Origin of the sequence: Rhizobium sp. BE258 (genome assembly GCF_031457345.1) — a bacterium.
GTDB lineage: Bacteria > Pseudomonadota > Alphaproteobacteria > Rhizobiales > Rhizobiaceae > Rhizobium.
Genome location: NZ_JAVDWL010000007.1, coordinates 1 through 23,696, shown reverse-complemented (window position 1 = coordinate 23,696; position 23,696 = coordinate 1). Strand labels below are relative to the sequence as shown.

General features: G+C 61.8%; 26 protein-coding genes. 13 read left to right on the top strand and 13 right to left on the bottom strand.

Annotated elements, in window-relative coordinates; genetic code table 11:
- Window positions 1–46: 46 nt before the first annotated feature.
- Window positions 47–2,185, top strand: coding sequence for a PBP1A family penicillin-binding protein (locus J2X43_RS22680; RefSeq protein ID WP_310297681.1), 2,139 nt, complete (start codon window positions 47–49; stop codon window positions 2,183–2,185).
- A gap of 230 nt (window positions 2,186–2,415) precedes the next feature.
- Here J2X43_RS22680 and J2X43_RS22675 read toward each other — a convergent pair whose 3' ends face one another.
- Both J2X43_RS22675 and J2X43_RS22670 read right to left on the bottom strand, forming a co-directional pair.
- On the bottom strand, window positions 2,416–2,736 hold the full coding sequence (locus J2X43_RS22675) for a HigA family addiction module antitoxin (protein WP_310297678.1): 321 nt from the start codon (window positions 2,734–2,736) through the stop codon (window positions 2,416–2,418).
- Window positions 2,708–2,992 carry a type II toxin-antitoxin system RelE/ParE family toxin gene (locus J2X43_RS22670; RefSeq protein ID WP_310297675.1) on the bottom strand — a complete coding sequence of 95 codons (285 nt, stop codon included), beginning with the start codon at window positions 2,990–2,992 and terminating at the stop codon, window positions 2,708–2,710. Before J2X43_RS22670 ends, J2X43_RS22675 begins: the two co-directional genes overlap by 29 nt.
- Before the next feature lie 126 nt (window positions 2,993–3,118).
- Here J2X43_RS22670 and J2X43_RS22665 point away from each other — a divergent pair, with 126 nt between their 5' ends.
- Complete coding sequence (locus tag J2X43_RS22665) at window positions 3,119–3,706, top strand: DUF1214 domain-containing protein (protein ID WP_310297672.1); 588 nt, start codon at window positions 3,119–3,121, stop codon at window positions 3,704–3,706.
- Window positions 3,699–4,250 carry a DUF1254 domain-containing protein gene (locus tag J2X43_RS22660; RefSeq protein WP_112517193.1) on the top strand — a complete coding sequence of 184 codons (552 nt, stop codon included), beginning with the start codon at window positions 3,699–3,701 and terminating at the stop codon, window positions 4,248–4,250. The genes J2X43_RS22665 and J2X43_RS22660 overlap by 8 nt, the downstream gene beginning before the upstream one ends.
- A gap of 5 nt (window positions 4,251–4,255) precedes the next feature.
- Here J2X43_RS22660 and J2X43_RS22655 read toward each other — a convergent pair whose 3' ends face one another.
- Window positions 4,256–4,426: a hypothetical protein gene (locus J2X43_RS22655; protein WP_310297669.1), complete on the bottom strand. Its 171-nt coding sequence runs from the start codon at window positions 4,424–4,426 to the stop codon at window positions 4,256–4,258.
- Window positions 4,427–4,949: 523 nt separating this feature from the next.
- Between J2X43_RS22655 and J2X43_RS22650 the strand changes: the two genes are divergently transcribed.
- The gene (locus tag J2X43_RS22650; protein ID WP_112390911.1) at window positions 4,950–5,156 is read left to right on the top strand and encodes a hypothetical protein; all 207 of its coding nucleotides are present in this window, start codon (window positions 4,950–4,952) and stop codon (window positions 5,154–5,156) included.
- Window positions 5,157–5,400: 244 nt separating this feature from the next.
- Entirely contained in the window at window positions 5,401–6,432 is a 1,032-nt protein-coding gene (locus J2X43_RS22645) for a DUF2336 domain-containing protein (protein WP_310297665.1), read from the top strand.
- Here the strand turns inward: J2X43_RS22645 and J2X43_RS22640 are convergent.
- Complete coding sequence (locus tag J2X43_RS22640) at window positions 6,429–6,788, bottom strand: DUF1491 family protein (protein WP_310297663.1); 360 nt, start codon at window positions 6,786–6,788, stop codon at window positions 6,429–6,431. The genes J2X43_RS22645 and J2X43_RS22640 overlap by 4 nt on opposite strands.
- A gap of 52 nt (window positions 6,789–6,840) precedes the next feature.
- A complete protein-coding gene (locus tag J2X43_RS22635) occupies window positions 6,841–7,416 on the bottom strand; it encodes a TetR/AcrR family transcriptional regulator (protein WP_310297660.1) in 576 nt (191 codons plus the stop codon).
- Between the two features lie 221 nt (window positions 7,417–7,637).
- On the opposite strand from J2X43_RS22635, the gene J2X43_RS22630 reads away from it, so the two are divergent.
- The gene (locus tag J2X43_RS22630; RefSeq protein ID WP_162702796.1) at window positions 7,638–8,273 is read left to right on the top strand and encodes a TetR/AcrR family transcriptional regulator; all 636 of its coding nucleotides are present in this window, start codon (window positions 7,638–7,640) and stop codon (window positions 8,271–8,273) included.
- 128 nt (window positions 8,274–8,401) lie between these two features.
- On the opposite strand, the gene J2X43_RS22625 is transcribed toward J2X43_RS22630, so the two are convergent.
- The 4 genes from J2X43_RS22625 to J2X43_RS22610 all read right to left on the bottom strand — a co-directional run bounded on the left by J2X43_RS22625 (window position 8,402) and on the right by J2X43_RS22610 (window position 13,597).
- Entirely contained in the window at window positions 8,402–9,541 is a 1,140-nt protein-coding gene (locus J2X43_RS22625; RefSeq protein ID WP_310297657.1) for a porin, read from the bottom strand.
- Between the two features lie 393 nt (window positions 9,542–9,934).
- On the bottom strand, window positions 9,935–10,696 hold the full coding sequence (locus J2X43_RS22620; RefSeq protein WP_112446029.1) for a hypothetical protein: 762 nt from the start codon (window positions 10,694–10,696) through the stop codon (window positions 9,935–9,937).
- A 464-nt stretch (window positions 10,697–11,160) separates the two neighbouring features.
- Complete coding sequence (locus J2X43_RS22615; RefSeq protein WP_310297652.1) at window positions 11,161–12,084, bottom strand: peptidoglycan-binding domain-containing protein; 924 nt, start codon at window positions 12,082–12,084, stop codon at window positions 11,161–11,163.
- Window positions 12,056–13,597, bottom strand: coding sequence for a HAMP domain-containing sensor histidine kinase (locus tag J2X43_RS22610; protein WP_310297649.1), 1,542 nt, complete (start codon window positions 13,595–13,597; stop codon window positions 12,056–12,058). Before J2X43_RS22610 ends, J2X43_RS22615 begins: the two co-directional genes overlap by 29 nt.
- A gap of 452 nt (window positions 13,598–14,049) precedes the next feature.
- Between J2X43_RS22610 and J2X43_RS22605 the strand changes: the two genes are divergently transcribed.
- Together J2X43_RS22605 and J2X43_RS22600 are read left to right on the top strand one after the other, a co-directional pair.
- The gene (locus tag J2X43_RS22605) at window positions 14,050–14,568 is read left to right on the top strand and encodes a DUF5330 domain-containing protein (protein ID WP_112540519.1); all 519 of its coding nucleotides are present in this window, start codon (window positions 14,050–14,052) and stop codon (window positions 14,566–14,568) included.
- Window positions 14,569–14,777: 209 nt separating this feature from the next.
- The gene (locus tag J2X43_RS22600) at window positions 14,778–15,200 is read left to right on the top strand and encodes a SufE family protein (RefSeq protein WP_112390920.1); all 423 of its coding nucleotides are present in this window, start codon (window positions 14,778–14,780) and stop codon (window positions 15,198–15,200) included.
- 18 nt (window positions 15,201–15,218) lie between these two features.
- On the opposite strand, the gene J2X43_RS22595 is transcribed toward J2X43_RS22600, so the two are convergent.
- Window positions 15,219–16,040, bottom strand: a complete 822-nt coding sequence (locus J2X43_RS22595) for an oxidoreductase (RefSeq protein WP_310297642.1) — start codon at window positions 16,038–16,040, stop codon at window positions 15,219–15,221.
- Between the two features lie 83 nt (window positions 16,041–16,123).
- Between J2X43_RS22595 and J2X43_RS22590 the strand changes: the two genes are divergently transcribed.
- A complete protein-coding gene (locus tag J2X43_RS22590; protein ID WP_310297639.1) occupies window positions 16,124–16,489 on the top strand; it encodes a MerR family transcriptional regulator in 366 nt (121 codons plus the stop codon).
- Between the two features lie 16 nt (window positions 16,490–16,505).
- On the opposite strand, the gene J2X43_RS22585 is transcribed toward J2X43_RS22590, so the two are convergent.
- Window positions 16,506–17,399 carry an AraC family transcriptional regulator gene (locus J2X43_RS22585; protein ID WP_310297636.1) on the bottom strand — a complete coding sequence of 298 codons (894 nt, stop codon included), beginning with the start codon at window positions 17,397–17,399 and terminating at the stop codon, window positions 16,506–16,508.
- Between the two features lie 165 nt (window positions 17,400–17,564).
- Here J2X43_RS22585 and J2X43_RS22580 point away from each other — a divergent pair, with 165 nt between their 5' ends.
- The gene (locus tag J2X43_RS22580; protein ID WP_310297633.1) at window positions 17,565–18,293 is read left to right on the top strand and encodes an SDR family oxidoreductase; all 729 of its coding nucleotides are present in this window, start codon (window positions 17,565–17,567) and stop codon (window positions 18,291–18,293) included.
- A 355-nt stretch (window positions 18,294–18,648) separates the two neighbouring features.
- Here J2X43_RS22580 and J2X43_RS22575 read toward each other — a convergent pair whose 3' ends face one another.
- Complete coding sequence (locus J2X43_RS22575) at window positions 18,649–20,337, bottom strand: diguanylate cyclase (protein WP_310297629.1); 1,689 nt, start codon at window positions 20,335–20,337, stop codon at window positions 18,649–18,651.
- A 205-nt stretch (window positions 20,338–20,542) separates the two neighbouring features.
- On the opposite strand from J2X43_RS22575, the gene J2X43_RS22570 reads away from it, so the two are divergent.
- Window positions 20,543–21,451 carry a DUF1003 domain-containing protein gene (locus tag J2X43_RS22570; protein ID WP_310297626.1) on the top strand — a complete coding sequence of 303 codons (909 nt, stop codon included), beginning with the start codon at window positions 20,543–20,545 and terminating at the stop codon, window positions 21,449–21,451.
- A 91-nt stretch (window positions 21,452–21,542) separates the two neighbouring features.
- On the top strand, window positions 21,543–22,478 hold the full coding sequence (locus J2X43_RS22565; RefSeq protein WP_310297624.1) for a diguanylate cyclase: 936 nt from the start codon (window positions 21,543–21,545) through the stop codon (window positions 22,476–22,478).
- A 165-nt stretch (window positions 22,479–22,643) separates the two neighbouring features.
- Here the strand turns inward: J2X43_RS22565 and J2X43_RS22560 are convergent, their stop codons facing one another.
- On the bottom strand, window positions 22,644–22,976 hold the full coding sequence (locus J2X43_RS22560) for a hypothetical protein (RefSeq protein ID WP_310297621.1): 333 nt from the start codon (window positions 22,974–22,976) through the stop codon (window positions 22,644–22,646).
- A 216-nt stretch (window positions 22,977–23,192) separates the two neighbouring features.
- Between J2X43_RS22560 and J2X43_RS22555 the strand changes: the two genes are divergently transcribed.
- Window positions 23,193–23,567, top strand: a complete 375-nt coding sequence (locus J2X43_RS22555) for a VOC family protein (protein WP_310297618.1) — start codon at window positions 23,193–23,195, stop codon at window positions 23,565–23,567.
- Window positions 23,568–23,696: the final 129 nt, after the last annotated feature.

The window sequence follows — 23,696 nt, the reverse complement described above, 5'->3', positions numbered from 1 at the left end:
CCTGGGGGGCCAGCCGTCAAGCGCGATCGGGCGGGAAGTGAAGAACGTGCAGGATCCTGATACTCCGGAAAAGAAGCCGAAGAAGAGCAGGCACCTTCTGCTGAAGATCGATTCCTGGATCGATTCAACGGTCTGGAACGCCGGTTTCCGCTCTGCCGAAATCTGGGAAGACATCACCATCTTCTTCCGCCGCTTCCGCGTTCGCGGCTGGAAGCGCATCGTCTTCGAACTCGGTGGCGAAGGCCTGACGCTCGGCTCCGTCGGCGCCGTCTTGATGCTGGCGCTGGCCCAGCCCGCCTTCGAGGCGACCAAGGAAGACTGGCGCAATCGCGGCGATTTCGCCGTCACCTTCACCGACCGCTACGGCAATGTCATCGGCCATCGCGGCGTCATCCACCAGAACTCGGTGCCGATCGACGAGCTGCCCGACAGCCTGATCAAATCGGTGCTGGCGACCGAAGACCGCCGCTTCTTCGACCATTTCGGCATCGACGTCATCGGCCTTTTCCGGGCGCTGGTCACCAATGCGCAGGCAGGCGAAGTCGTCCAGGGCGGATCGACGCTGACGCAGCAGCTGGCGAAGAACCTGTTTCTCTCCAACGAGCGCTCGATCGACCGCAAGATCACCGAAGCCTTCCTGGCGCTGTGGCTGGAGGCCAATCTCTCCAAGAAGGAAATCCTCTCCACCTATCTCGACCGCGCCTATATGGGCGGCGGCACGTTCGGTGCGGCGGCGGCCTCGCAATTCTATTTCGGCAAGAGCATCACCGATGTGAACCTCGCCGAAAGCGCCATGCTCGCCGGTCTCTTCAAGGCGCCGGCGAAATATGCCCCGCATGTCAATCTTCCGGCGGCGCGCGCCCGCGCCAACGAGGTGCTCACCAATCTCGTCCAGAGCGGGTTGATGACCGAGGGACAGGTGATCGCCGCCCGGCGCAATCCGGCCACCGCCATCGACCGCAACGAGCAGGAAGCGCCCGATTTCTTCCTCGACTGGGCCTTCGACGAGGTGCAGCGGCTCGCCTCGCGCTTCCACCAGCATTCGCTGGTTGTCCGCACCACCATCGACATGGGCATCCAGCAGGCGGCCGAGGATTCGGTCGAGACGTCGCTGCGCGAATATGGCGAGAGCTATCACGCCAAGCAGGGCGCGATGGTGATGATCGAAAACGGCGGCGCCGTGCGCGCCATGGTCGGCGGCCGGGACTATGGCGAAAGCCAATTCAATCGCGCCACCAAGGCGCTGCGCCAGCCGGGCTCGTCCTTCAAGGTCTATACCTATTCGGTGGCCATGGAGAGCGGCATGACGCCGAAGACGACGATCATCGACGCGCCGATCTCCTGGGGCAACTGGAGCCCGCACAATTACGAAAACCGCTACGCCGGGCGCGTGACACTGGAAACGGCGATCGCCCAGTCGATCAACACCATTCCCGTGCGTCTCGCCAAGGAAAAGCTCGGCATCCAGCCGATCCGCGCCATGGCGAAAGCCATGGGCGTGGAATCGCCCGTTCGCGACGACGTGACGATCCCGATCGGCACGTCCGAAGTCACCGTCCTCGACCAGGCGACGGCTTATGCAGTCTTCCCGGCGGGCGGCTATCAGTCGCGGCGCCACGGCATCACCCAGATCCTCGATTACGACGGCGACGTGCTCTACGACTTCGACCGCGACGAGCCGCCGGCCAAGCGGGTGCTGTCCGAAAAGGCCGATGACGAGATGAACCAGATGCTGAGCCGCATCCCCTATGTCGGCACCGCCCGCAAGGCGGCGCTCGACAACGGCATCGTCACCGCCGGCAAGACGGGGACGACCCAGGCTTATCGCGACGCCTGGTTCGTCGGCTTCACCGGCAATTACACGACCGCCGTCTGGTTCGGCAACGACGACTATACCTCGACCAACAACATGACCGGCGGCTCGCTGCCGGCGATGACCTTCAAGCGCGCCATGGACTACGCCCACCAGGGCGTCGTGCTGCGCGCCATCCCCGGCATCGAAAACCCGCTGCCCTCCCCCAAGGACGCCGCCAAGACCGCCGCCGCCAAACCCGCCGACGGCATCCCCCAGCTGGTGCGCCCGCGCATGCTCTCGGCGGAGAGCACGAAGATCCTCAAGGACCTCGGCGAAAAGCTGAAGGACGCGGCGCCGCTGGAAGCGCAGAAGGTGGCGAGTGTGGAGTGATTGAGGTGGAGCGCTAGATATAGCTGCCACTTTTACGCAGAAACTAAAGGACTTACAGCGCCTGGCGCCCCCTCACCCTGCCCTCTCCCCGAGGGGAGAGGGGAAGTTGGCGCGAGAGGCAACCACGGCATTCCCTTCTCCCCTGCGGGGAGAAGGTGGCCCGAAGGGTCGGATGAGGGGGCCGCAAGCACAACTCGTCTCATCTTCTTCGCTGCAAAGTGGGTTGGGCCTCAAGCCGCATGCGGCATGATCGCAGACAGTGCATCCCCGATCTCCCGCCGCCGCTCCATCAAATCGTAATCAGTCTGCAAGCCGAGGAAGAAACCTTCCGAAAGACCGAAATATCGTGCGAGCCGCAGGTCGGTATCGGCGGTCACATCCCGCTTCCCAAGCACGATCTCATTGATCCGCCGGGGCGGTACATGGATAGCGCGCGCCAATGCGTTCTGGCTCAGCGCCATCGGCTTCAGGAAGTCCTCAAGCAGGATCACGCCCGGATGCGGGTTGGGGAGAAATTCCGCTTCATCCATGGTAATCGACGATTTCGACATCGTGTAACGCTCCTTCCTGCCAGCGGAAGCAGACCCGCCACTGGTCGTTGATACGAATGGAATACTGGCCGCGCCGGTCGCCTTTCAACGCCTCCAGCCGATTTCCAGGCGGAATGCGAAGATCCTCGATTGCCCTGGCGCTATTGAGAAGACGGAGCTTCCGCAACGCCACTAGCTGGATGTCAGCCGGTAGCTTCCGGCTTCGCTGACCGCTCCAAATCTTCTCGGTTTCGGCGTCAGCGAAGCTTCTGATCATATCAAGACCATAACGTTCTGCGTTATATAACGCAACACGTTACAGCCTAGTTCTTGTTCCTCCACCATTCCACCCCGCCAGAATCAATGCTAACCCTTTCACTTGATTTGATCTCAAGGGCCGGCAGTGTTTCGATTCCCGCTATTTATCGCGATTACGCTGATCGTCGCTTTCGGCGGCGGGATCATGGTTTCGCGGTATGCGCTGGATGTGACGCAGGGGTTCGGCGCCATCAAGCTTGGGGCCTGGGAAGCGTTTCCGGAGCTGCAGACGGCCGATGCCGATCCTTACGCGAAATCGCACCGGGCGCGCGCCGGGAAGCTGCTTTATGGCAGCGCCGAGGGGCTGACATTCACGGCTGGTGTCGATGATCACGGCGACCGGCTGAATGCCGGATGCAGCTACCGGATCAGCGGGCAGACGCCGGCAGCGCGCCTCTGGACGCTCTATACATCAGACAATAGCGGAAACCCCGCCTCGGTTCGCCCCGGCCTGCCGGGCGCGCTGAATTCCTGGACGGTGCTGCGCCAGACCGACAGCAGCTTCGTCATCGACGTTTCCGCCAATGCCCGGCCCGGCAACTGGCTGGCGCTGCCGGCAGCCGGCACCTTCCGGCTGGTGCTGACGCTGTTCGATACGCCGACGGCCGGAAGCTCCGGGGTTATCGATCTCGCCATGCCGAAGCTCGAGAAGACCGGGTGCGGCAATGCTTAGGATCGTCTTTGCCATCATCACCGGCCTGTTCGGCGCCGCCCTGCTGCATCTGGTCATCATCCTGGCGCTGCCGCATTTCACCGGCAAGGATGCCGAGACGCGGGTAATCGCCGAAGGCGATCCGAACAATTTCTATCTGCTGTCATCGACCTATGACGATGCCGGGCTGTCGAACAGCGATCCCTTCGTGCGCACCGCCGTCTGCTCCTTCGATCTGGAGGACGGCCCGGTGCGCTTCACCGCCAAGGGCAGCGTGCCCTTCTGGTCGATCGCCGTTTATGACGGCGCCTCGAACGAAGTGTTCAGCATGAATGACAGGACGTCGGTGGGCGGGGCGCTGGATGTGCTGGCGGCAAGCCCGATCAAGCTGACGGAGCTGCGCAAGGCTTTGCCTGCCGATTTGCAGCAGACCATCCTGGTGGAGATGACCCATAGCGAGGGTTACGCGGTGCTGCGCACGCTTGCCCCTCAGGCAAGCTTCGACGACGCGGCAAAGAACTTTCTGACCGAGGCAGGCTGCGAAACCTACGCCAGCGGCAATTGATATCCCTACTTGCTCTTCACACGCGGCGCGCGTGGCACCGGACGGGGCTTCGGCGCGTCGGTGAGCCGCTCGTAGCGGACCCCGGTGAACAGTAATATCTGAGCCTCGACGGGCTCCTGGTCCTTGCGGCGCGGCTGTTGCGAGCGCCGGTCAGCCAATGCGACTATGGTGGCCATTCTCGTCTCCATGCACTGCCCGAGACGGATGAAGCTAAGCGGATTTCACCCTGCCCGCCTGCGCGGGCCAGCGCGTCCTTCAACACCGTTGCCGGCATCTCCGGGCATTCGCGCCTTTCTCACGGCACCTTTGCGGATATCCGTGATGTGGAATCTTGACGGCCGAACCTTCGAACCGCGCTGTTCCTGTCCGAATTGAGACATAGGATAGTTAACAGTTTCCTAATATTTCAGCACTGCGAAGCCTTGTTGTAAGGCCGTTCAATAAACGCGGCGAGCTGGCTTTTAGTTTCACATGGCAATAAGTCAGATTTAATTAGGAAAGACGCATAAATTCAGCATCTTACGAAAAGCGCGCCGATCACCTTTACGTCATAAGGATGTGTTGCCGATTTACGTCATGAAAATATTAATTGCAGTCGCCCTGAATGGGCGTATGGTCCGTCCATCGGTCAAAGGTTTAACGGCGATGACCGCTTGAGAGACAATATACGCTCTTGCCGCAGGACACGGAGGGCAATTCATGTCTTTATTCGTGAATGCGACATTCTCTCCCGAAGATCTGGACGTGCTGCGCGGCGCACTCGACGCGTGGTGCTCGGAGAAGCGTCTCGACATCAAAAGTCCCGAAGCACATTTTGCCGCTTCGGCAGCGCTCGACCTCTATCAGTCGGGTCATGATAACGGCGAAAAGCTGTTGATGGCCTTGCGCTCCCACAAGGGACTTTAACGTTCCAAAACACTTCCGGAGCAGTCCGGACAACGCTCGGCGCCTCGTATCAGCGGGGCGCTTTTCGTTTGTCCGGCTACCTATCCCGGCGCACGCCCTACGTGTATTATTGTGTGGCATTTGATTAAAATCTTCAGCAAGCATTAACCCTGCCGATGTAGGATTTATTCATATTCGTATGGGTCCGGTCTCCGTCCAACCGGCGCATTCGATCCCTCAGTATCGGCGTTTCCGGGGTATTCTTGTGCGTGACCGGTTTAGAGACCTAGAAGGGCCGATGGCCATTCGAAAGAAGGACGTGGTATTGATGGCGACTGTCAGCAGCTTCGAGGGATTGGCGCATCCGACGCGATCCGAGCTGCGGCAGTTTGCAGAACTCTTCACGCCCCTCTTCCAGGCCTCCTCCGAGGAAGCCCGGCGCCAGGCCGTTGCCGCCCTGTCGCAATGCATCGTAATCCCGCAGGCAGTTGCCCTGTTCATCGGCAATCAGCCCATATCGGTCGCAGCACCCTTTCTCACCGCCTCGCAGGCGATCAGCGACGATACGCTGATCATGATCGCCCGCACGCAGGGCACCGCCCATATCCGTGCCATCGTCAGCCGTGACAATCTTTCGCCGAAGGTGATCGATGCGCTGGTGGCGCTGCGGCAGGCGACCGCCCGCCCCGCACCCGCCGAATTGCCGGCCACAGAGACAGCCGCTCCGATCGCTGCCGCTGTTCCTGTTATCGAAGAGCCTGCTGTCGATCCCGATTTTGCCGAGCGCCTCGCCAACGAAGAGGCGATGCGCCAGAAGATCCGCGGGCTTGCCAGCCATCTCGGCCGCAAGGACGACGACCGGCTCGGTCTCAGGACGATTTCCGATATCCAGGAAGCGCTGCTCGTGCGCTTCGCCCGCTCCCGCGAGGCCAGCCATTTTGCCAGCACGCTTGCCGATACGCTGTCTGCCAGCCGCTGGCTTGCCGAGCGCATCATGCTCGATCTCTCCGGCCAGCAGCTCGCAACGACGCTTATGAGCCTGGGCATGGGCTTTCTCGATGCCGTCTTCGTGCTGGAAAAGCTTTATCCGCATCTGGCCGAGCCACAGCACAGCGTCACCCGCGCCTGGATGGTGCTGGATGCGCTCGATGCGGAGGAATGCCACGAACGGGTCGAGGCGTGGCGCCGTGCCGACAGCTATACCTACATGCCGGAACGCGAGGGTCAGGCGGAGCCGGCGGTTGCGGAGCGCAAAGTGTCGCCTGTCCGCGAGCTGAAGACGGTCGGCCGCCGCTAGAACGGGCTTTTCTTCCTCTCTGCGGCCAGCGTCAGAAGCGCTGCCGCATCACCGGTCTCGAGCTCAACGATCCAGAGATCCGGATCGAACTTGCGTTCGCGCTCCAGCAACTCCCTGACCATCTCCGGCTCCTGCCGCTCCATGCGGATCTCGAAGAGCCGGTCGCCGCTGTCCTCCTCATCGAAAAAGCTTTGCGGCGCCGGGCCGAAAAGCGTTTCCAGCCCATCACGGAAATGCTGGCGGATGAAGACCGCACCGGCTTCCTCGGCGCCCTTCTTCTCCACGGCGGCGAAATCCCCCATGGCGAAGACGCGGCGCAGCAGCGCGGAAACGAAAATGTCGGTGCGAAGTCTCATGGACGTTCTATAGGCGGATGGCGGCGCCGGCGCCAGAGCTGCCCCGCCGGCTCTAGGCCCTTGCCAGGGAAACCCGCGGCCTTTCGGTCGCGGCCAGGAGATCCGCCTTAATCTTTTCGGCATCGGCAATATCGACGTGGTAGAGATTGGTGAGCCAGATGCCATCGGCGGCAAAGCGGGCGATGCGCAGATGCATGTCGCCATCGGTGACGCTGTGGCGTTCGGCTCGGGCATTGGCCCAATCAGCCACCAGGGTGCGCAGATGGGGGTCGGTCAGCGCCGAAATCGTCAGCGGCGCCCAGTGGCCGCCATTCGTCCGCTCGTTCTTGTCGAAGACCGAGTTGATATAGGCGCGGGTGAAGGAGCCGTAAGGTTCGGGGTCGCGGGCGATACGCGCCTCGATATCCTCGTCGATCGCCTGCAGCAGCTCGTCGAAGACGGCTTCGATCAGGTCCTTCTTGCTTGGGAAGTGGTGAATGCAGCCGCCCTTGGTGACGCCGGCGGCTTCGGAAACGGCCTGCATCGTGACGGAGGCGAGGCCTTCCTCGACGGCAAGCTTGCGCGCTTCGTCGAGCAGATTGCGCCTGACGAGCTCAGGCTGCTTGCGGCGTCTGTACGGGCTTTCCATGCTGTCCCCGGCGAGGAGACAATCATGCGTTGCTCCCTTGTTTTCCCTGCAGCAAGCTTAGCATCCGGCCTTTGGCGTGCAACGATTTTCGATGCTGCGATTTTCCCGCAGCCTGTCAACAGCCTGTAACATAATCGCGACATTGAAGTCGCTGTACCCGCCGCAGCTCTTCATGTATCAGTGCCGCAGGGATGAAAATATCACGTGCGCGCAGGGGAAATGTGAGCTCGAACACCGACGAAAAGCAGAAGCGGCCTCGCGGGCGGCCGAAGAGCATCGATCTAGACCAGCGGCAGGCCGACATAATAGAGGCAGGGACCGATGTGTTTATCGAGCTCGGCTATGCCAATACAACCGTCGACATCATCGCGGCGAAATGCGGCATTTCCAAGCGGACATTCTACGACTTCTACGAAGCCAAGGGCGATCTTCTTTCCGCTGCCATCAAGGCGAAGATAGGCTCTGTTTTCTACTTCCCCGAAGCCACGGACGGGATCGCTCTCGACGAGCTTTTCGGCCGCGTGTTCTTCGTCGATGAAAACGAAGCGCCGAGCCCGGCGAACATGCGCCAGTATTTCCTGATCGAAGTCGCCTGGGAAGCCACCGAATACGTGCCGCAGCTGCGGCTCGATTTCGACATGGCCCGGGCCGAGCTTGCCAGCTGGCTGCGCCTGTTGACCGACAAGGGGCTAATCATTGCCATCGACGCGGATGCGGCGGCCACGATGCTGATCGGTATCGTCTTCGGCAGCCTCAGCATCGACCGCGGCGGCGCCGATCCCGATGTCCGCGCCAAGCGCACCAAGGCCTACCTGCGCTCCAGCCTGAAGATCTTCGCCAACGGACTTCGGCCTTAACGGCGGCGCTCAGGCGCGTCACTTTAGTCAATACCCATCACATAAAAACGAGAAGAGCCCGGTGGGAACCCGGGCTCTCCTTTCGAAACCGATTTGGAGGTCAATCTTAATCGGCTTATAGCGTGTGATTAGAAGTCGCGCTGCAGGCGGAAGAAGCCTTCAACCCAATCAGCCGAACCACCTGCATTACCGTAGTCTTCGTTGACGTAGGTCGCGGAAACGCGGGTCGAGAGGTTATCGACGATCTTGTAGTCCATGGTTGCACCAGCGCGCCACATGTGGCCGGTATCCCAGTTGCCGTCAACATCCGGAACGATGTTGGAGGTGTACTGGACTTCCGGCGTGATCGTCAGCTTGTCGGTTGCCTTGATCTGGTATTCAGCAACGAAGGTCCATTCACCCGTCTGGTCGTAGTTGTTGGTGAAGGTTTCGGAGTTCAGACCAGAAGACCAGACGACAGCGCCTTCGAGGGTGCCGGGGCCGATGTCAGCCGACATACGGGCGGTGACTGCGCCTTCTTCTTCACGCTGGCTGTAGCCACCGTAAACCTGCCAGGTGAACGCACCGAACTTGCCGCCAACCGAGGCGTCGATGCCGAGGCTGTTGTTGTCAAGCTGCGAAACCGTCGGAGCCAGACCAAAATCGGCATAGGCGTCGCGGCCGGAAATGCCACCGAGCTCTTCAAGAGCAACACCAGCGTAGAAGTCGCCAGCGTCGTAGGTGTAACGAACAGCATTGAAGTTGGTGTTGTTCGACATCTTGTCGGATTCACCGGTGAAGTCGTTGTCCCACCAGCTTGCGAACTTACCAGCGCGGAAGCCGCCGAGCTCCAGGTAGGCCTCGTCGATGATGGTGCTGTTGCCTTCACTGCCGAGCGTCGTGGCCGCACCGCCGGTCAGGCCACCAGCCGGGATCGTTGCGCCGTTGGCGTTGGCCTGGAGGGCGATACGGCCCGTCAGAGTGCCGTATTCGGTGTCGCTCTTGGTGTCGAACGAGAGTTCAGCGCGGGTGTGATCACCCCAATCCTGGCCGCCGTTGTTGTCGTATGCGTCGCCGAAGCCGAAGCCGGCGTCGAAACGGACATAACCAGCGATCTTGAGGCAGGTTTCCGTGCCCGGGATGTAGAAGTAGCCGGTGCCGTAGGCGTCGCAAACCTTGACGTATTCTACTGCTTCCGGTTCGGCGGCGACGATAGCGTCGGCAGCCTGTGCACCGGATACTACTGCGAGTGCAGCAGCGGAGCCGAGAAGGAGGCTCTTGATGTTCATTTTCTGTCTCCGTTCCAGAGGCCAACCCCAAGGTTGGCTCTTGCTTAGCGCGATGGATGCGGTCCCCTGAAATTTCAGTCCGCCATGCGTTTCCGAACGTTTGCTTCGGTCACGGGCTGGATATGAACAGGAGGCCCCGGAGTCGTCAATTATTTAATAAACGTATTCGTACCAAAATTATCCCGGAAGTTTTTCTCGTGGCATTTTTACCACATTTTGGCGGTCCGGGGCGGTTCTGCTGTGCATAACCAGGCTGGCACGTTAAGAAATAATTAATAAAAGCAAGGCGCTAGAGCAGACGCTCGGATGAAGGAAATCGGGCCGGAGAATGGCGATCCCGTGGCGGAGCAACGCTCAACCGGCCGCGCCTGCGGCGGCCGGTTTGGAAGATCATCAGGCGTCGTGACGGCGGCAGCCACGGACGAAAAGCTGGATGCAGCTCTTCAGATAGCCTGTGAGAGAAGCCCTGTCGGGCAAGCCCTCACCCGCGCTCATGCGCGAGGCAAAGCCGCCGAACATCATCGAGACGAGCATGGTCGCGGCATGATCGGCGTCATCGACCTGCAGCACCTGGCGTACGTCCTGGAAGGACAGCCAGTCGGCAAGGTTGGACATCGTCATCTGCGCATCATTGCCCTGCTGACCGCCGCCGAGGCGCGGACCGGACGGATAGAGCGCGGCGATGCAGGTGGTGATTCGCCGTTCGGTCTCCGCCGAATCGTTGAGATCGAGATGGAAGATCGACATGAGCACGTCTTCCGGCGAACGCGGTTCGTCGAGCGGACGCGGCAGCGCGAGCAGCTGCTTGGGAGAGGCGACGCGCGATGTGCTCCACTGCAGGCCGTCTTTCGCGTATTTCTTCGTTCTGGAGTTGAGCGAACGGGTGATCGCCGCAAAACGGGAAATTTCCGAATAGGTGATCTCGAAATTGAGATCGTTTACGCCGCGATGGAGACGGAAGGTCTGGCCGCCGCCGAGATGGAACTCGGATGCGCCGGTTTTGGACGTGACGGGATACACCGCCGCGAAATGATCATGGAGGGCTTTATACAGCCGCGGATTTTCGAGATCATTGATAGAGGCGGTGGAGCGATACATGGCGCGGTCGGAGCCGTCCAGTTCGCCCATCCCGCCGTAGGAAGGTTCGCGCAACATTTGTTTGATCCTGGCGGGGGAAGGCGCCGTCCCGTTCAAGGAGGGCGCGGGGATGCCCGCGGCGTGGCGACGAGAGAAAGATACCATCCGACTGGTATCTTTCAGATGCGAGAAAGTGACAATTTAATCACAGTCCGTTGCTCCTGACTGGCCCCCCGGTCGCACTTGATGAATAGCACCAAGCGAGCCGAGTATTTGTATCATATTTTTGTGAGCATTATAAATTCGTTGCTAATACAGCGACCGATGAAACACTAGACGTGAGCTAGACTTCTACCTGTTTTCCTATGTTTACAGCGACTTAAATCGCCTTTCGCCCTCACCCGCCAGTAGTTTTGCGGGCATAGTCTGCGACAATCTGTCATTATTTGCGGAACGCATACGTACCAGTCCGCGCGCCCAGCGTCCCGAAAAGCGTGTTTGAACGCCTTTAATGCAATCAAAAGAGGAATTTCGACTCGACGCTAAATCGCGCCGATTTCCTTCAGCTTCTTCAGCACCGCCGCGTTGGGCTCGCCATCTTCCGGCAGGTTGTAGTGCTTCTGGAAGTGGCGGATGGCAGCGCGGGTCTGTTCGCCGGCAACGCCGTCGACGCCGACATTGGCATAGGCCATGTTGGCGAGGCCCTTCTGGATCTTCAAGACCAGATCGACGCTGGAGAGTTCGCCAGGCGTCACCTGCTTGGGGGCCGCGGGCACCGTCTTCACCTGTTTCTCGGCGCTGCGGATAGCCGCTGCTACCGGGTCCTCGGCGGATGCGGCGGAGCTGACATCCGCGCGCGGCTTCTCTGTGGGCACCGTGGAGGGGCCTGCCGAATCGGTCTGCAGTGCCGCCAGAACCTCCGGCGTCGCCTCGCCGTTCTGCGGCATGCCGACGGTCTCTTCGAAGAACAGGATGGCAGCGCTGGTGCGCGGGCCGATGACGCCGTCGGCAGTGCCATTGTAGAGGCCGCGGCGGATCAGTTGCTGCTGGATATCCATGACCAGCTGTACCGGCTGCTGGCCACCGGTTGCGGCCGGAGGCAGCACATTGGTGGTCGCACCCTCATCGCCCGGCCGCTCGATCTTGAAAGTCGTGACGTCGTTTGGATGCGGCTCCTCGACCGAGGGGCGGCCGATGGAAAATGGCGAGGAGAGATCACGGGTGCGGAAGAACGGATGCGGATGCGTGCCCGGCTGATACCAGAGCGCATTGGCGGCAACGAAGGAGAAGATGACGACGAAGGCGGCGGTTCCGCCGGCGATCGACGGATTGCGCGCAACGACGCCGCCGAGCATCGATGCGCCCGTCATGCCGACGCCGCCCAAGGCGGCTGCCCCCGTCAGAAGCAGGCCCGGCTGCTGCCGGCCCCTCTTCCCCTTAGGCGATTTTCGCTTGCGCGCGGCCATCGAACAGCCCCTCTTCCAATCCGGCAACGGATGCCGCAGTCGTCTTCAGGCGTGGCGGAAATTCGACGGCCGCATCCCGCGCCGCATCCGCGGCCGGGGCGCCGGAACCATCCGCCGCGATCGATATGGTGATGATGGTGCCCTCGCCCGGCGCGCTGGCGATGGCGAAGTGGCCGCCATGCAGCGCCACGAGCCCCTTGACCAGCGACAGGCCGAGGCCGGTGCCTTCATATTGACGGGTATAATCGTTCTGGATCTGCACGAAGGGCTGGCCGAGCGTCGCCAGCCGGTCGGCGGGAATGCCGATGCCGGTGTCGCTGACGCTGAGCTGTAGCACGCCTGCGCGCACCGAGGCGTCTACGGTGACAGCACCGCCCTGCTCGGTGAACTTCACGGCATTGCCGACGAGATTGATCAGGATCTGCTGGATGGCGCGTTGGTCGGCCACGACCTCATCGAGATCGCGCTGGATGCGGCTGGTCAGCGACACACCCTTGGTCTTTGCCTGCAGCGTCAGCATCGCCTCGCACGACTTGATCGAAGCGCCGATATCGAAGGGCTCGAGCATCAGCTCGTAGCGCCCGGCTTCGATCTTGCTCATGTCGAGCATGGTGTTGACCACCGACAGAAGATGGGCGCCGGAATCGCGCACCAGGCCGACATACTCGCGCTGGCGATCGTTTTCGAACTTGCCGAAATATTCGCCGAGCAGAATGTCGGAGAAGCCGAGAATGGCGTTCAGCGGGGTGCGCAGCTCGTGGCTGACGGCAGCCAGGAAGCGCGACTTGGCATCGTTGGCCGATTCGGCATCGGCAGCACGGGTCTGGGCATCCAGGCGCAGCTGCTGTTCGACCGAGACGTCGCGAAGCTGGGCGACGACAGCGGCAAGCGCGCCCTCGCCGTCGCGCCGCGCGGTCATATCCATCCGGAGATAGGCGAACTGGCGCAGATCGCGCGAGACGCCCGGGCGGTCCAGCCTCAGATCGACGCTGACGGCATCATCGCCCTGGCGCAGCTGATCGAGCGCCTGTAGGAAAAGAATGCGGTCGGAGACATGCACCTGCTCGATGAAGCCGCGGCCCTTGGGCTCGCGCATCCAGGCAAGATACTCACTGATGTCGCGGCCACCGGCCGAGGTGACGTTGCCCTGCGAATCGAGGAACAGGATCAGGCCCGCACTGTTCTGCAGGAAGAAGTCTTCGGCTGTCTCCGGGATGACGGTGGTTGCCACCTGCGTCTGGCGCGACAGCGCGATGCTGCCGACAGCCGAGAACAGGAAGGCGGCGCAGACGGTCGCCACACCTGCGGGCAGCGCCACGGCGGGGCTGGTTATAAAGGAGAGGCCGGCCGGGGCTGCAATCAGCGCGCCCGACGACAGGAAGACGAGGCGGCGGAGAATGGCAAGCTCGCGTTCGGCAACGGCCTCGCCGCTCCCCGTGCGGGAAAGCCAGCTTGCCGCTGCCCGGTCCACGAGGGCTGCCGCCCGGTTGCCGATGTCACTCAATACTCGCACGCAATACCCGCCCGAAAAGGCTCTTTAACAGACCCGGACAATAGGCCCTGGGCGCTTAAAGAAAGGATAAGGCAAAACCCGCCTCCACAGCCAGAAAGCGGCAAAAGTCCCGTTTTGAGCCATTGCGACGGGCCTTTGGTTTTCGTGGTTAACAGGGGGTAAGCGATGGAATTCGCTGGCATTTCAGCTTTGTGTTAACTTTTGCGGCAAGGCCATCGTTGAGAATCCCTGCAATTACAGGCGGTAGGCCGTGCCATGCTTAATGCCGATGGCTACAATTTGACTGAAATACGGTACGTCGGCCTTTATTTAAAATTCGAATTAAATTTGCCGCAAATGCCGCGGAGTTTCGAAAAGTGGCATTCGCACTTCCGCGCTAGGGTGAAAGCACACCGGAAACGGACCCTGATTCGGCAACAAGACCGGACGGGAAAACAGGATGGGCAACGACAATGAGACTACTGATCAAAGGAAGCTTCTGGTTCGGACTTGTGCTGGTGCTGCTGCCGCTTTTCAGCTCGGAAAGCTCGACGCGCCTCGCCAACGACCCCCAGGTTCAATTTTCCGACGCCTTCACCGCCGTCAGCGGCGCCTATGACTATATAACCGGCATGTGCGGCGAGAAGCCGGAAGTTTGCAGCAAGGGCGGCGAGACGCTGACCGCGCTCGGCTACAGAGCCCGCGAAGGCGCCCGTGTCGCCTACCAGCTGATCGACAGCCAGCTTTCCGGCGACGAGAAGGACAAGCCGTCCGCCAAGATCGCCGAAGCAGCAGGCGCCGTCGCCGCACCGCTTGCCAACCTCACCCCGGTTGCAGCGCTCGCTCCTTCCGCAAAGGAAGAGAAGACCGCCGCGCTGAACCAGCCGATGCCTTACCGCCCGCCGGTCGATGATGCCAGCGCCTCCGACACCGTCGTCACCGGAACCGTTCCGTCCGTCATCCCGACGCCGAAACCGCGCCCGGTCTCCTGAAATTCCGCGGGACGCCTCCCGCCCCAAAGCTTGCACCGGCCTTCCCCCTCAGGGAATTCCCGCCGTGCCTGACGTGCCTGCCCTGTTTATTTCAGCAGTTTGCTGTACGCCGTGAGGATGCCCATCCTTCACGGCGTTTTCTTTTTTAACGGTTCAAAAAGAGCTGCACTTCCCCTATATGCAGGGCATCACTGAAAGGCCCCGCTCCCATGGCATCGCTTGACGAAATCATCGACGACTTCTCCTTCCTCGACGACTGGGAAGACCGCTACCGCTATGTGATCGAGCTCGGCAAGGCGCTGCCCGATCTTGCGGACGAGAAGAAGACATCCGCCAACAAGGTGATGGGCTGCGCCAGCCAGGTGTGGCTGGTCACGCATACCGATGGCAACCCCGACAATCCGGTGATGACCTTCGAAGGCGATTCCGACGCCCATATCGTCCGCGGCCTGGTGGCGATCGTGCTTGCCACCTATTCCGGCAAGACCGCCTCCGAGATCGCAGCACTCGATGCCTTCGAGACTTTCGCCAAGATCGGCCTCGTCGAAAACCTTTCGGCGCAGCGCTCCAACGGGTTGCGCTCGATGGTCAATCGCATCCGCGAAGAGGCACGCGTTCGCGCGGCGGCCTGAGGGCAAAGCGGCCGCCGGTTAGCGGAAGGCCGACATGATCAAGCGATCGAACATACGGTCCGGCAGCCAGCGGCGCAGGAACAGCAACGGCTTGGCCAGCATGCCGCCGGCATAGCGTGTGCGGGGCCGGGCTGCGCCGACCGCCTTGCTGAGCAGCGCGGTGATGACCGATGGCGGCGGCGCCTTGCGCATTCTCGACTGACCGCGAACGAAGGCCTGGACGAGCTTTCCATAGGGACCGGACCCTGAGATGCGGGATGCCTCGCCAGTGGCGATATCACTCCATTCGGTTTCGATGCCACCCGGCTGGATGACGATGACGTCGATGCCGAAGCCGCGCACCTCGTTGCGCAGCACGTCGGACCAGCCTTCAAGCGCGAATTTCGATGCATGATACCAGCCGCCGAGCGGGGTGGTGAGCTTGCCGCCGATCGAAGAAATATTGACGATGCGGCCGAACTTGCGGGCGCGCATATGCGGCAGGCAGAGCTGGGTCAGCCGGGCAAGCCCGAAGAGGTTGACCTCCATCTGCCGGCGGGCGAGATCGATCGGCACGTCCTCGATGGCGCCATACTGGCCGTAGCCGGCGCAATTGACGAGGACGTCGATGCGTCCCTGCTCGCTGATGATCTGCTCGACACCTGATAGCATCGAGGCATCATCGGTGACGTCCATGGCAATCGCCAGACCGCCCCTGGCGACGATATCCTGCATGCGCTCCAGGCGGCGCGCCGCCGCATAGACCACATAGCCTTCCGCCAGCAGGCGCATGGCGAAATCCTTTCCCATGCCGGATGAGGCCCCGGTGACGAGGGCGACGGGCTTTTGCGATGCGGGCATTCTGAACCTCGGACTTATCGGTTGAAACGAAACTGCTTCCTTCGTAATCTATCGGGAAACCCCACAGTCAAGCGGTTTAAAAAATGCTCATCGGCGAACTCGCCCGCATCTCCGGCATGTCGAAGGACGGGATCCGGCACTATGAAGAGATCGGCCTGATCCGCTCGACCGAGCGGCGCGCGGGAAGCCGCGTCTACCGGGACTATGACGCGAGTGCCATCAAGAGGATCGAGCACGTTCGCCAGGCGCAGCAGCTTGGCCTTTCGCTGAAGGAAATCGGGCCGATCCTCGACACTTACGGGGAGCGCGAAGTCACCGCCGCGGAGACCGCGAGTTTTCTCGAAGAACGCCTCGATATCGTCAGGGGCAAGCTCGCCGAGCTGCGGAAGATAGAGGATTTCATTCTGCAGAAGCTCGATCGGTACCGGACGTCAGAACCAAAATCGTAGCGCTCGCTGCGCTTCTTTAACCGTCGATCAATTGGCGCAGATGCGTCCCGCGCTCCCTGAGCCTCCCGGCATCGCGGGCGGGCGGAGCGCCGAATTGGCGGGCATATTCGCGGCTGAACTGGGTGGCGCTTTCATAGCCCACCGAAAAGGCCACGCGTGCCGTATCGCCGGGGTCGGCCAGCAGCCGGCGGCGGGCCTCGTGCAGCCGCAGCTTCTTCTGATACTGGATCGGGCTCATCGCCGTCACATCCTTGAAGTGCTTGTGGAACACCGACGGGCTCATGCCGGCGATGCAGGCGAGCGTTTCGATGGTGATGGGCTGATCGAAATTGTCGCGGATATGGCTTATGGCGCGGCGGATCTGGCCGAGACGGCTGTCGCTGCGGGCCAGCTGGCGCAGCATCGGTCCATGCGGGCCGAGCAGCACGCGGTAGATGATCTCGCGCTCCAGCATCGGCGCCATGATCGTGATATCCGAGGGCGTGTCGAGCAGCTTGATCAGCCGCAGCCAGGCATCGGCGAGCTCTGGCGTGACAGGGCTGATGCCGAAACCCGGGCCATCGGCCATCGGCGGCAGACCCGGCATGTCCATGATGATTTCGGCGACGACAGGGATATCGAGCGTCAGGGCGACGGCGAGATAGGGTGTATCGGGGCGCGCCTCGACGATCTGGCAGGCGCCGGGAACCTCGATGCTGGCGACGAAATAGCTGGCACGGTCGTAATGCAGCCGCCTGTCGCCGATCAGCGCACATTTCGCGCCCTGCAGGACGAGGCAGAGCATCGGCTCATAGATGCCGGGTGTCATGCCCGTCAGCGCCGCATCCTTGGTGATCGTCACCCGCGGGACAGCGGTTTGCGTGCGCTGCCCCTGCGCATGTCTCAGCGCCCGATCGCGCAATTCATCCATCGCTTCCATCATGGACATATGGTGGCATGGCCGCCGAACGCAAGACAAGAGAGCGGCGCTTTGCGAGCAGCAGGTCAGGAGGATTAGGCAAGAAGCCGGGATTTTGCGGCTCACGCTGCGATCGCGATCGGCACGATGTCTAAGGCTCCACAAACGGAGTGAGACATGACCAGGATCAAGACTGCAGTTGTTACCGGCGCCAACAAGGGCATCGGCTTCGAAATCGCCCGGCGGCTGGCATCGGAAGGCTATCGCGTCTGGCTGGGTGCCCGCGACCAGAGCCGCGGCGAAGCAGCCGCCGCCAGGCTGAAAGCTGAAGGGTTCGACGCGCACTGGCTCGAGCTCGACGTTACCGATGATAGCAGCGTGACGGCCGCCGCAAAGGCGCTTGCCGGACAGACCGGCACGCTCGATGCCCTCGTCAACAATGCCGGGATCGCCGACGGCTTTGGCATCTCGCCGCTCGAGGAGCCGATCGGCATCACCAAGAACGTCTACGAGGTGAACGTCTTCGGGCCGATCCGTGTGACACAGGCCTTCCTGCCGCTGCTGAAGGCGTCGGGTGCGGGGCGGATCGTGATGATGAGCAGCGAGCTCGGCTCGATCCAGTCGCTGCTCGACCCCGACAACGAGTTCTACGCCGTCAACGCGCTCGGCTACAACAGCTCGAAATCAGCCCTGAACGCCGCCACCGTCTCGCTGGCCAAGGCCGCCGAACCCTTCGGCGTCAAGGTCAACGCCGCCGACCCCGGCTATACGGCGACCGAGATGAACGGCAATAGCGGCTATCGGACGGTGGAAGAGGCAGCCGAAGTGGCGGTGAAGCTGGCGACGCTTGGCGAAGACGGACCGACGGCGGGTTACTTCAACCACAATGGCGTGCTGCCCTGGTGATCCCGCGGGCGCTGTGACGCCCTCACAAGCTGGAGAGCGGCCCCGGGCAACCCGGGCCGCGACCAGCCATTAAGAAAATTTTAGCAAATTCGAAAATAAAAAACTTTTCGATTATCTTTGGTGATACGGTGGTTCCGTTAGAATAATATTTTTAATAGGAGCAAATGATGAAATCCCTTTTTCCTGAAATGTCCAGCCGGCAGATCGCCATCTTCATGATCGAAACATCAGTCCTGCTCGCGGGACTGGCAGTCGTTCTGATCGTTACTGTGCCGATGATGTGAACGCGATGGCCGATAGCGGCTACGTTTAAGGCAACAGTTAGGCGGGCTACCTGACAGGCGCAGCCCGCCCCTCACGCACTCATCGCCCGCTCACCCGCGAAACCCTGCGCCACCTCAACCACCCTCACCGCACTCCGCGTCCGGTTTCTACCGCCGCTCTTGGCTTCATAGAGCAGCTTGTCAGCCCGTTCATAGAGGGCCGCGAAATCCTCTTCTGCAAGAAGACCGGCGATGCCCATGCTGGCGGTGACCGGGCGCTCGAGGCCGGCGACCGTGTGGGCGACGATGGCGGGGATGGCCTGGCGGCGGAGTTCGGCCTGGGTCCCGGCGTCCTCGCCGCGCAAGAGGAGCACGAATTCCTCGCCGCCGAGGCGGTAGGCGCGGACGCTCGGTCCGGGCTGGAGTGCGTTCGCGACGGCTTTGAGCACCTCGTCGCCGGTGCTGTGGCCGTTGACGTCGTTGATCGCCTTGAAATGATCGAGGTCGATGATCGCGAGCGTCGTGAAGCCCTCGGCGCGAAGCTGCTCGAAACGCAGTTCGATCGCCCTTCGGTTCAGCAGGCCCGTCAGGGCGTCAGTTTCGGAGAGACGCTCCAGCAATTCGGCTTCGTTGCGGGCGCGATCGCGCTCGCGCTTCATGGTGACGAAGCGCTCGGCCACACCTAGTGTGGTGAAGACGACCTCACAGACGCAGCCGGCATAGAAGAGCAGTGTCGCGTCGGTGCTCGGCAGCCAGGGAACGATGCCGGTCACCAGGCGGATCAGGCCGACCACAACCATCGGCAGGTAGCCGATCGCCTGGTAGCGGGCGGCGCGGCTGCCGCGGCGCCAGGCATCGATCATCGACAGCATGAAGAGAGCAAGGACGGGGGCAAAAGCGGCCGTGTAGGCGCTCGACTGAATGGGGCGGGCGACGAAGGGGAAGGCCGCGTGAAAGACGCTGAGGACGATCGCCCAGGCGGCGCACCAGGGCAGCGCGCAGCGCAGCCACGGATGCATCCGGCCGGGCTCGACGAAGCTGTGGGTGAACATCGCGCCGGATGCGACCGTCATGCCGAAGATCACCGTCGTCATCCAGCTCAGCGTCATTGCCGGCGGATCGAACAGCAGGACCGACAGGCCGGATGTGACGAGAATGGTCGCCAGCAGCGAGAATGTCAGCGCCGTGTGCCAGAGAACGAAGGTTTCGCGCAGCGCCCGGTAGAAGGCGGCGTTGAAGATCAGCGGCATGACAAGCATGCCGGCAAGCCCGGCGAGGATCAGCGCGAAGCGCATGTCACTGACGCCGCCGGCACCATCCGCCGGGGCGAGATAGGCGCGCTCCAGCGTCATCTTGTGGCTCGGCAGGTCGATGACGGCGACGACCTGCCTGGTCTCGCCGGTCAGCTCCGGCAGGGGCGCCTTGAAATAGCCACCGGCCATCGAGCTCTGCAGGGCGGCGGCGGGAATGGTGTTTTCCCTGATCGCGCCATCGCTGTTGATAGCGAGCAGATGCACGGCCTCGAGCGCGCTGCGCCTGGAGAGGAAATAGCGGGGGAGTGTCTCGCCGGGGGCAATGTCGAAGCGCAGCAGCACACGCTCGGCATCGAGGGAGTATTCCTTGGCGCCGCAGGACCAGCGTGCCTCGTTCCTGACAATGGCGGCCACGTCTTCCGAGAGCGTCGCGTAGGCCTGGCAGGAACTGCGAATCCCCAAGGACTCCGCTTCGCCGGCCGATGCGGCGCCAGCAGGCAGCAGCATTACCAGGAGCAGAGCGGCCACCGAAAATATGTTTCGAAGTCCACTCGAGATCATGACGTTCCGATACGGCAAAAAGCTTTTGATGCCGTTAATCGCGCATGGCCAGTCCCGGTTATCAGCCCGAGCCTATAGCGGCAAATGGCCTCGCCGGGATCGCAGAACGATGTCACAATCCTGTTCGATTTAATGTTTAGAGGCGCAGGAAATCGGCACAGAGGATCGTCGGATGGCAGAAGAAAAGCCCCTGGATTTCGCAGGCGGGATCGTGGATTTCGATGCCGGACATGGCGAGGCCGCCACCGTCGAGATGAAGGATTACAGCGACAGCCTGGCGCAGGCCAAGGCGAAGTCCGTGCGACTGGTCGATGCGATCACCGGTGCTGCTCTGAAGAAGAAGGATGCCATCCACTTCGACGACCTGCGCCCGTCGCTCGCCGATTTCATGCGGCAGAAGCATCCGGGGCTGCGCTCGGACGACTATATCAACCGCAAGGTCGTGGACGATTATCGCGGCCAGTATATCGCCGAGCTCCTGCGCGACGAACGCGGCGAGCTTTCCAATCTCGAGGACGAGGTGGTGGAAAGCCTGCGCAGCCACGACACGCTGGCCGAAAACATCGAAGAGGATTACGAGGAGCGCCGCTCGATCGGCGATCGCGTCGCCGATGTCGTTGCCACCTTCGGCGGCAGCTGGACCTTCATCATCTCCTTTTGCTTCTTCCTTGCCGTGTGGATGGGCATCAACTTCCTGATGGGCGAGCAGCGGGCCTTCGACGCCTATCCCTTCATTCTCCTCAACCTCATCCTCTCGACCATCGCCGCGCTGCAGGCGCCGATCATCATGATGAGCCAGCGCCGCCAGGAATCGAAGGACCGGCTGCGGGCGCTCAACGACTACAAGGTCAACCTCAAGGCGGAGCTCGAAATCCGCCACCTGCACGAAAAGGTCGATCACCTCCTGAACCGGCAATGGGAGCGGCTGACCGAGATCCAGCAGATCCAGATCGAGATGATGCTGGAACAGGCCAAGGCCGCCAACCGGGCGCTGAAGATGAGCAGGGTGCAGAAGACAAAGACCAACGCGCTGAAGAACCTGTTCAGCGCATCGCCGAAGGCGGATGAGGCGGACGGCTGACAACAAATGCCCGGTCAGCTCTCGCAGGCCCCCATTTAGAAAAATGCAATGCGGCTGTGCCAGATTGGGCAGACGAAAGACTGACAGGCAGATGACTGGCGCCCTCCCCGCGCGTCATCTGAGAGGTGACAGGGTGTTTACGCAGCAGCAATTGACGTCGATCCTGTCCTCCCTTCCGGATCCGGCCTTCATTCTCACCCGCAGCGGCCGCTATGCGGCGATCTTCGGCGGCAAGGATCTCCGGCATTATCACGATGGCAGCGGCCTTGTCGGGCTCACCATGTATGACGTGCTGAAAGAGGAAAAGGCCCGCTGGTTTGCCGCCGAGATCGAGCGGGCGCTTGCAAGCGGCGCGCTGCATATCGTCGAATACGAACTCAGCGGCGCCGATGTGAAGGGTGCCGGCGATGGCCCCGGCCATTCGATCTGGTTCGAGGGCCGCGTCCAGGCGCTGCCCTTTCAGGTGGAGGGCGAGGATGCCGTCGTGTGGGTGGCGAGCAATATCACCGGCAAGAACGAGGTGCAGCAGCAGCTGCGCCAGCTTAGCGAAACCGATGCGCTGACCGGGCTCTACAACCGCCGCAAGCTGATCGAGACGCTGGATCAGCGGCTGACGGTCTTCGAGCGCGAGAAATCCCAGACATCGGTGCTGGTCTTCGACCTCGACAATTTCAAGAGGCTCAACGACGAGATGGGCCACCACGCCGGCGACACGGCGCTGATCGAGATCGCCCGCCTCTGCCGCCAGCATCTGCGCCAGGACGACATGATCGCCCGCTTCGGCGGCGACGAATTTGTGGTGGTGATGCCCGGCACCCGCCAGACCGACGCGCTGGAGATCGCCGAGCGGCTGCGCGAACGCGTTCCCGCCATTCTCAGGGAAAGCCTGCGCTACGAATCGACGATCAGCGGCGGCGTGGCCGAATTCGGCCTGCCGGACCGCTCGGCCAGCGATATATTGAAGCGCGCCGATGAGGGGCTGTATCTGTCGAAACGATCGGGGCGGAACCGGGTTTCGGCGCTTTAGGCGAAACAGGCACCGCACTTGAAGCGAACGGCCACGTCGGCCGCACCGGCGAAACCTGCGGAGATGACCAACGTCGCGGCTGTCATGAACCTGGGAAAGTCCCCATGATGATCAGCACCCCTATCTCTGATTGCCTGATAAGCCCAGCCGGAGCAACGCACCGGCTCACAGGCTGCAGCCCGGATACTTGTAAAGGTCAGCTTGAGACAGGTCTGCCGGGCAGTTCTTGGCGGCAGTCGCCTTCTGGCCGCAGGAGGAAGCCTTGAGTTGCGATATGGATGCATACCGTCCCTGAGAGACGCGCACCTTGACGCACTGCTTTCGGGCAGCATTCCACCAGGTGTTGTTGCCCCCGACATCCACATATCCGCGGGCCTGCATCTCGCTTTCTGCGCCGGGAGCCCGCGCACCGACGAGATCGGCTATGTCCAACGGCGATCTGGCAGAAGCATCCAATGGGATCAAAGCCAAAATGCAGGCTACGAGTTGCAAACGCACGAACGCCCCTCCCGATCTGATTGCCGGAATAAATTAGCACGCAGGAATATGACTGGCGAGAGAAATTGCGCCGCCCCGCTATCCCGACAGCCCAGCCGCGGGCAATCCGCAGGCGGCGCTCGCTGCGGGAACGCGGCAACAATTTCCGCATTGACCGGGCTTTCCGGCTGGCCCATGTCTTTAACCTGGAATACCCCGGCCCACTGGAGACAAAGCATGTTCACCCACATCATGATCGGCAGCAACGACCTGGAGCGGTCCCGGCGCTTCTACGACGCCACCTTCGCGGCCTTGGGGGGCAGGCCCGGCGAGATGGATGCACGAGGACGGCTGATCTATGCCCATGACGGCGGCCGGCTGATGATCACCACACCGATCGACGGCAAGCCGGCGACCGCAGCCAATGGCGGGACGATCGGCATCAGTGCCGCCAGCCGCGACCATGTTCAGGCGTGGCATGCCGCCGGCAGCACGCATGGCGGCACGGCAATCGAGACCCCGCCCTCGGAACGCCCGAACGGCGCGTTTGTGGCGTATCTGCGGGATCCGGATGGGAACAAGCTGACGGCGCGGACGCAGGCGGTGAAGTGAGATTGGCGAGGGGCGAAAACGGCTGCTTTGCGCCGATACTGTTGAAAAACTATTGGTGGTGAGCATCTCATCTATCCCCTTAGAAATTAGCGTCCGTGACACGAACGCCCGCCGAGATATCGTAATGCC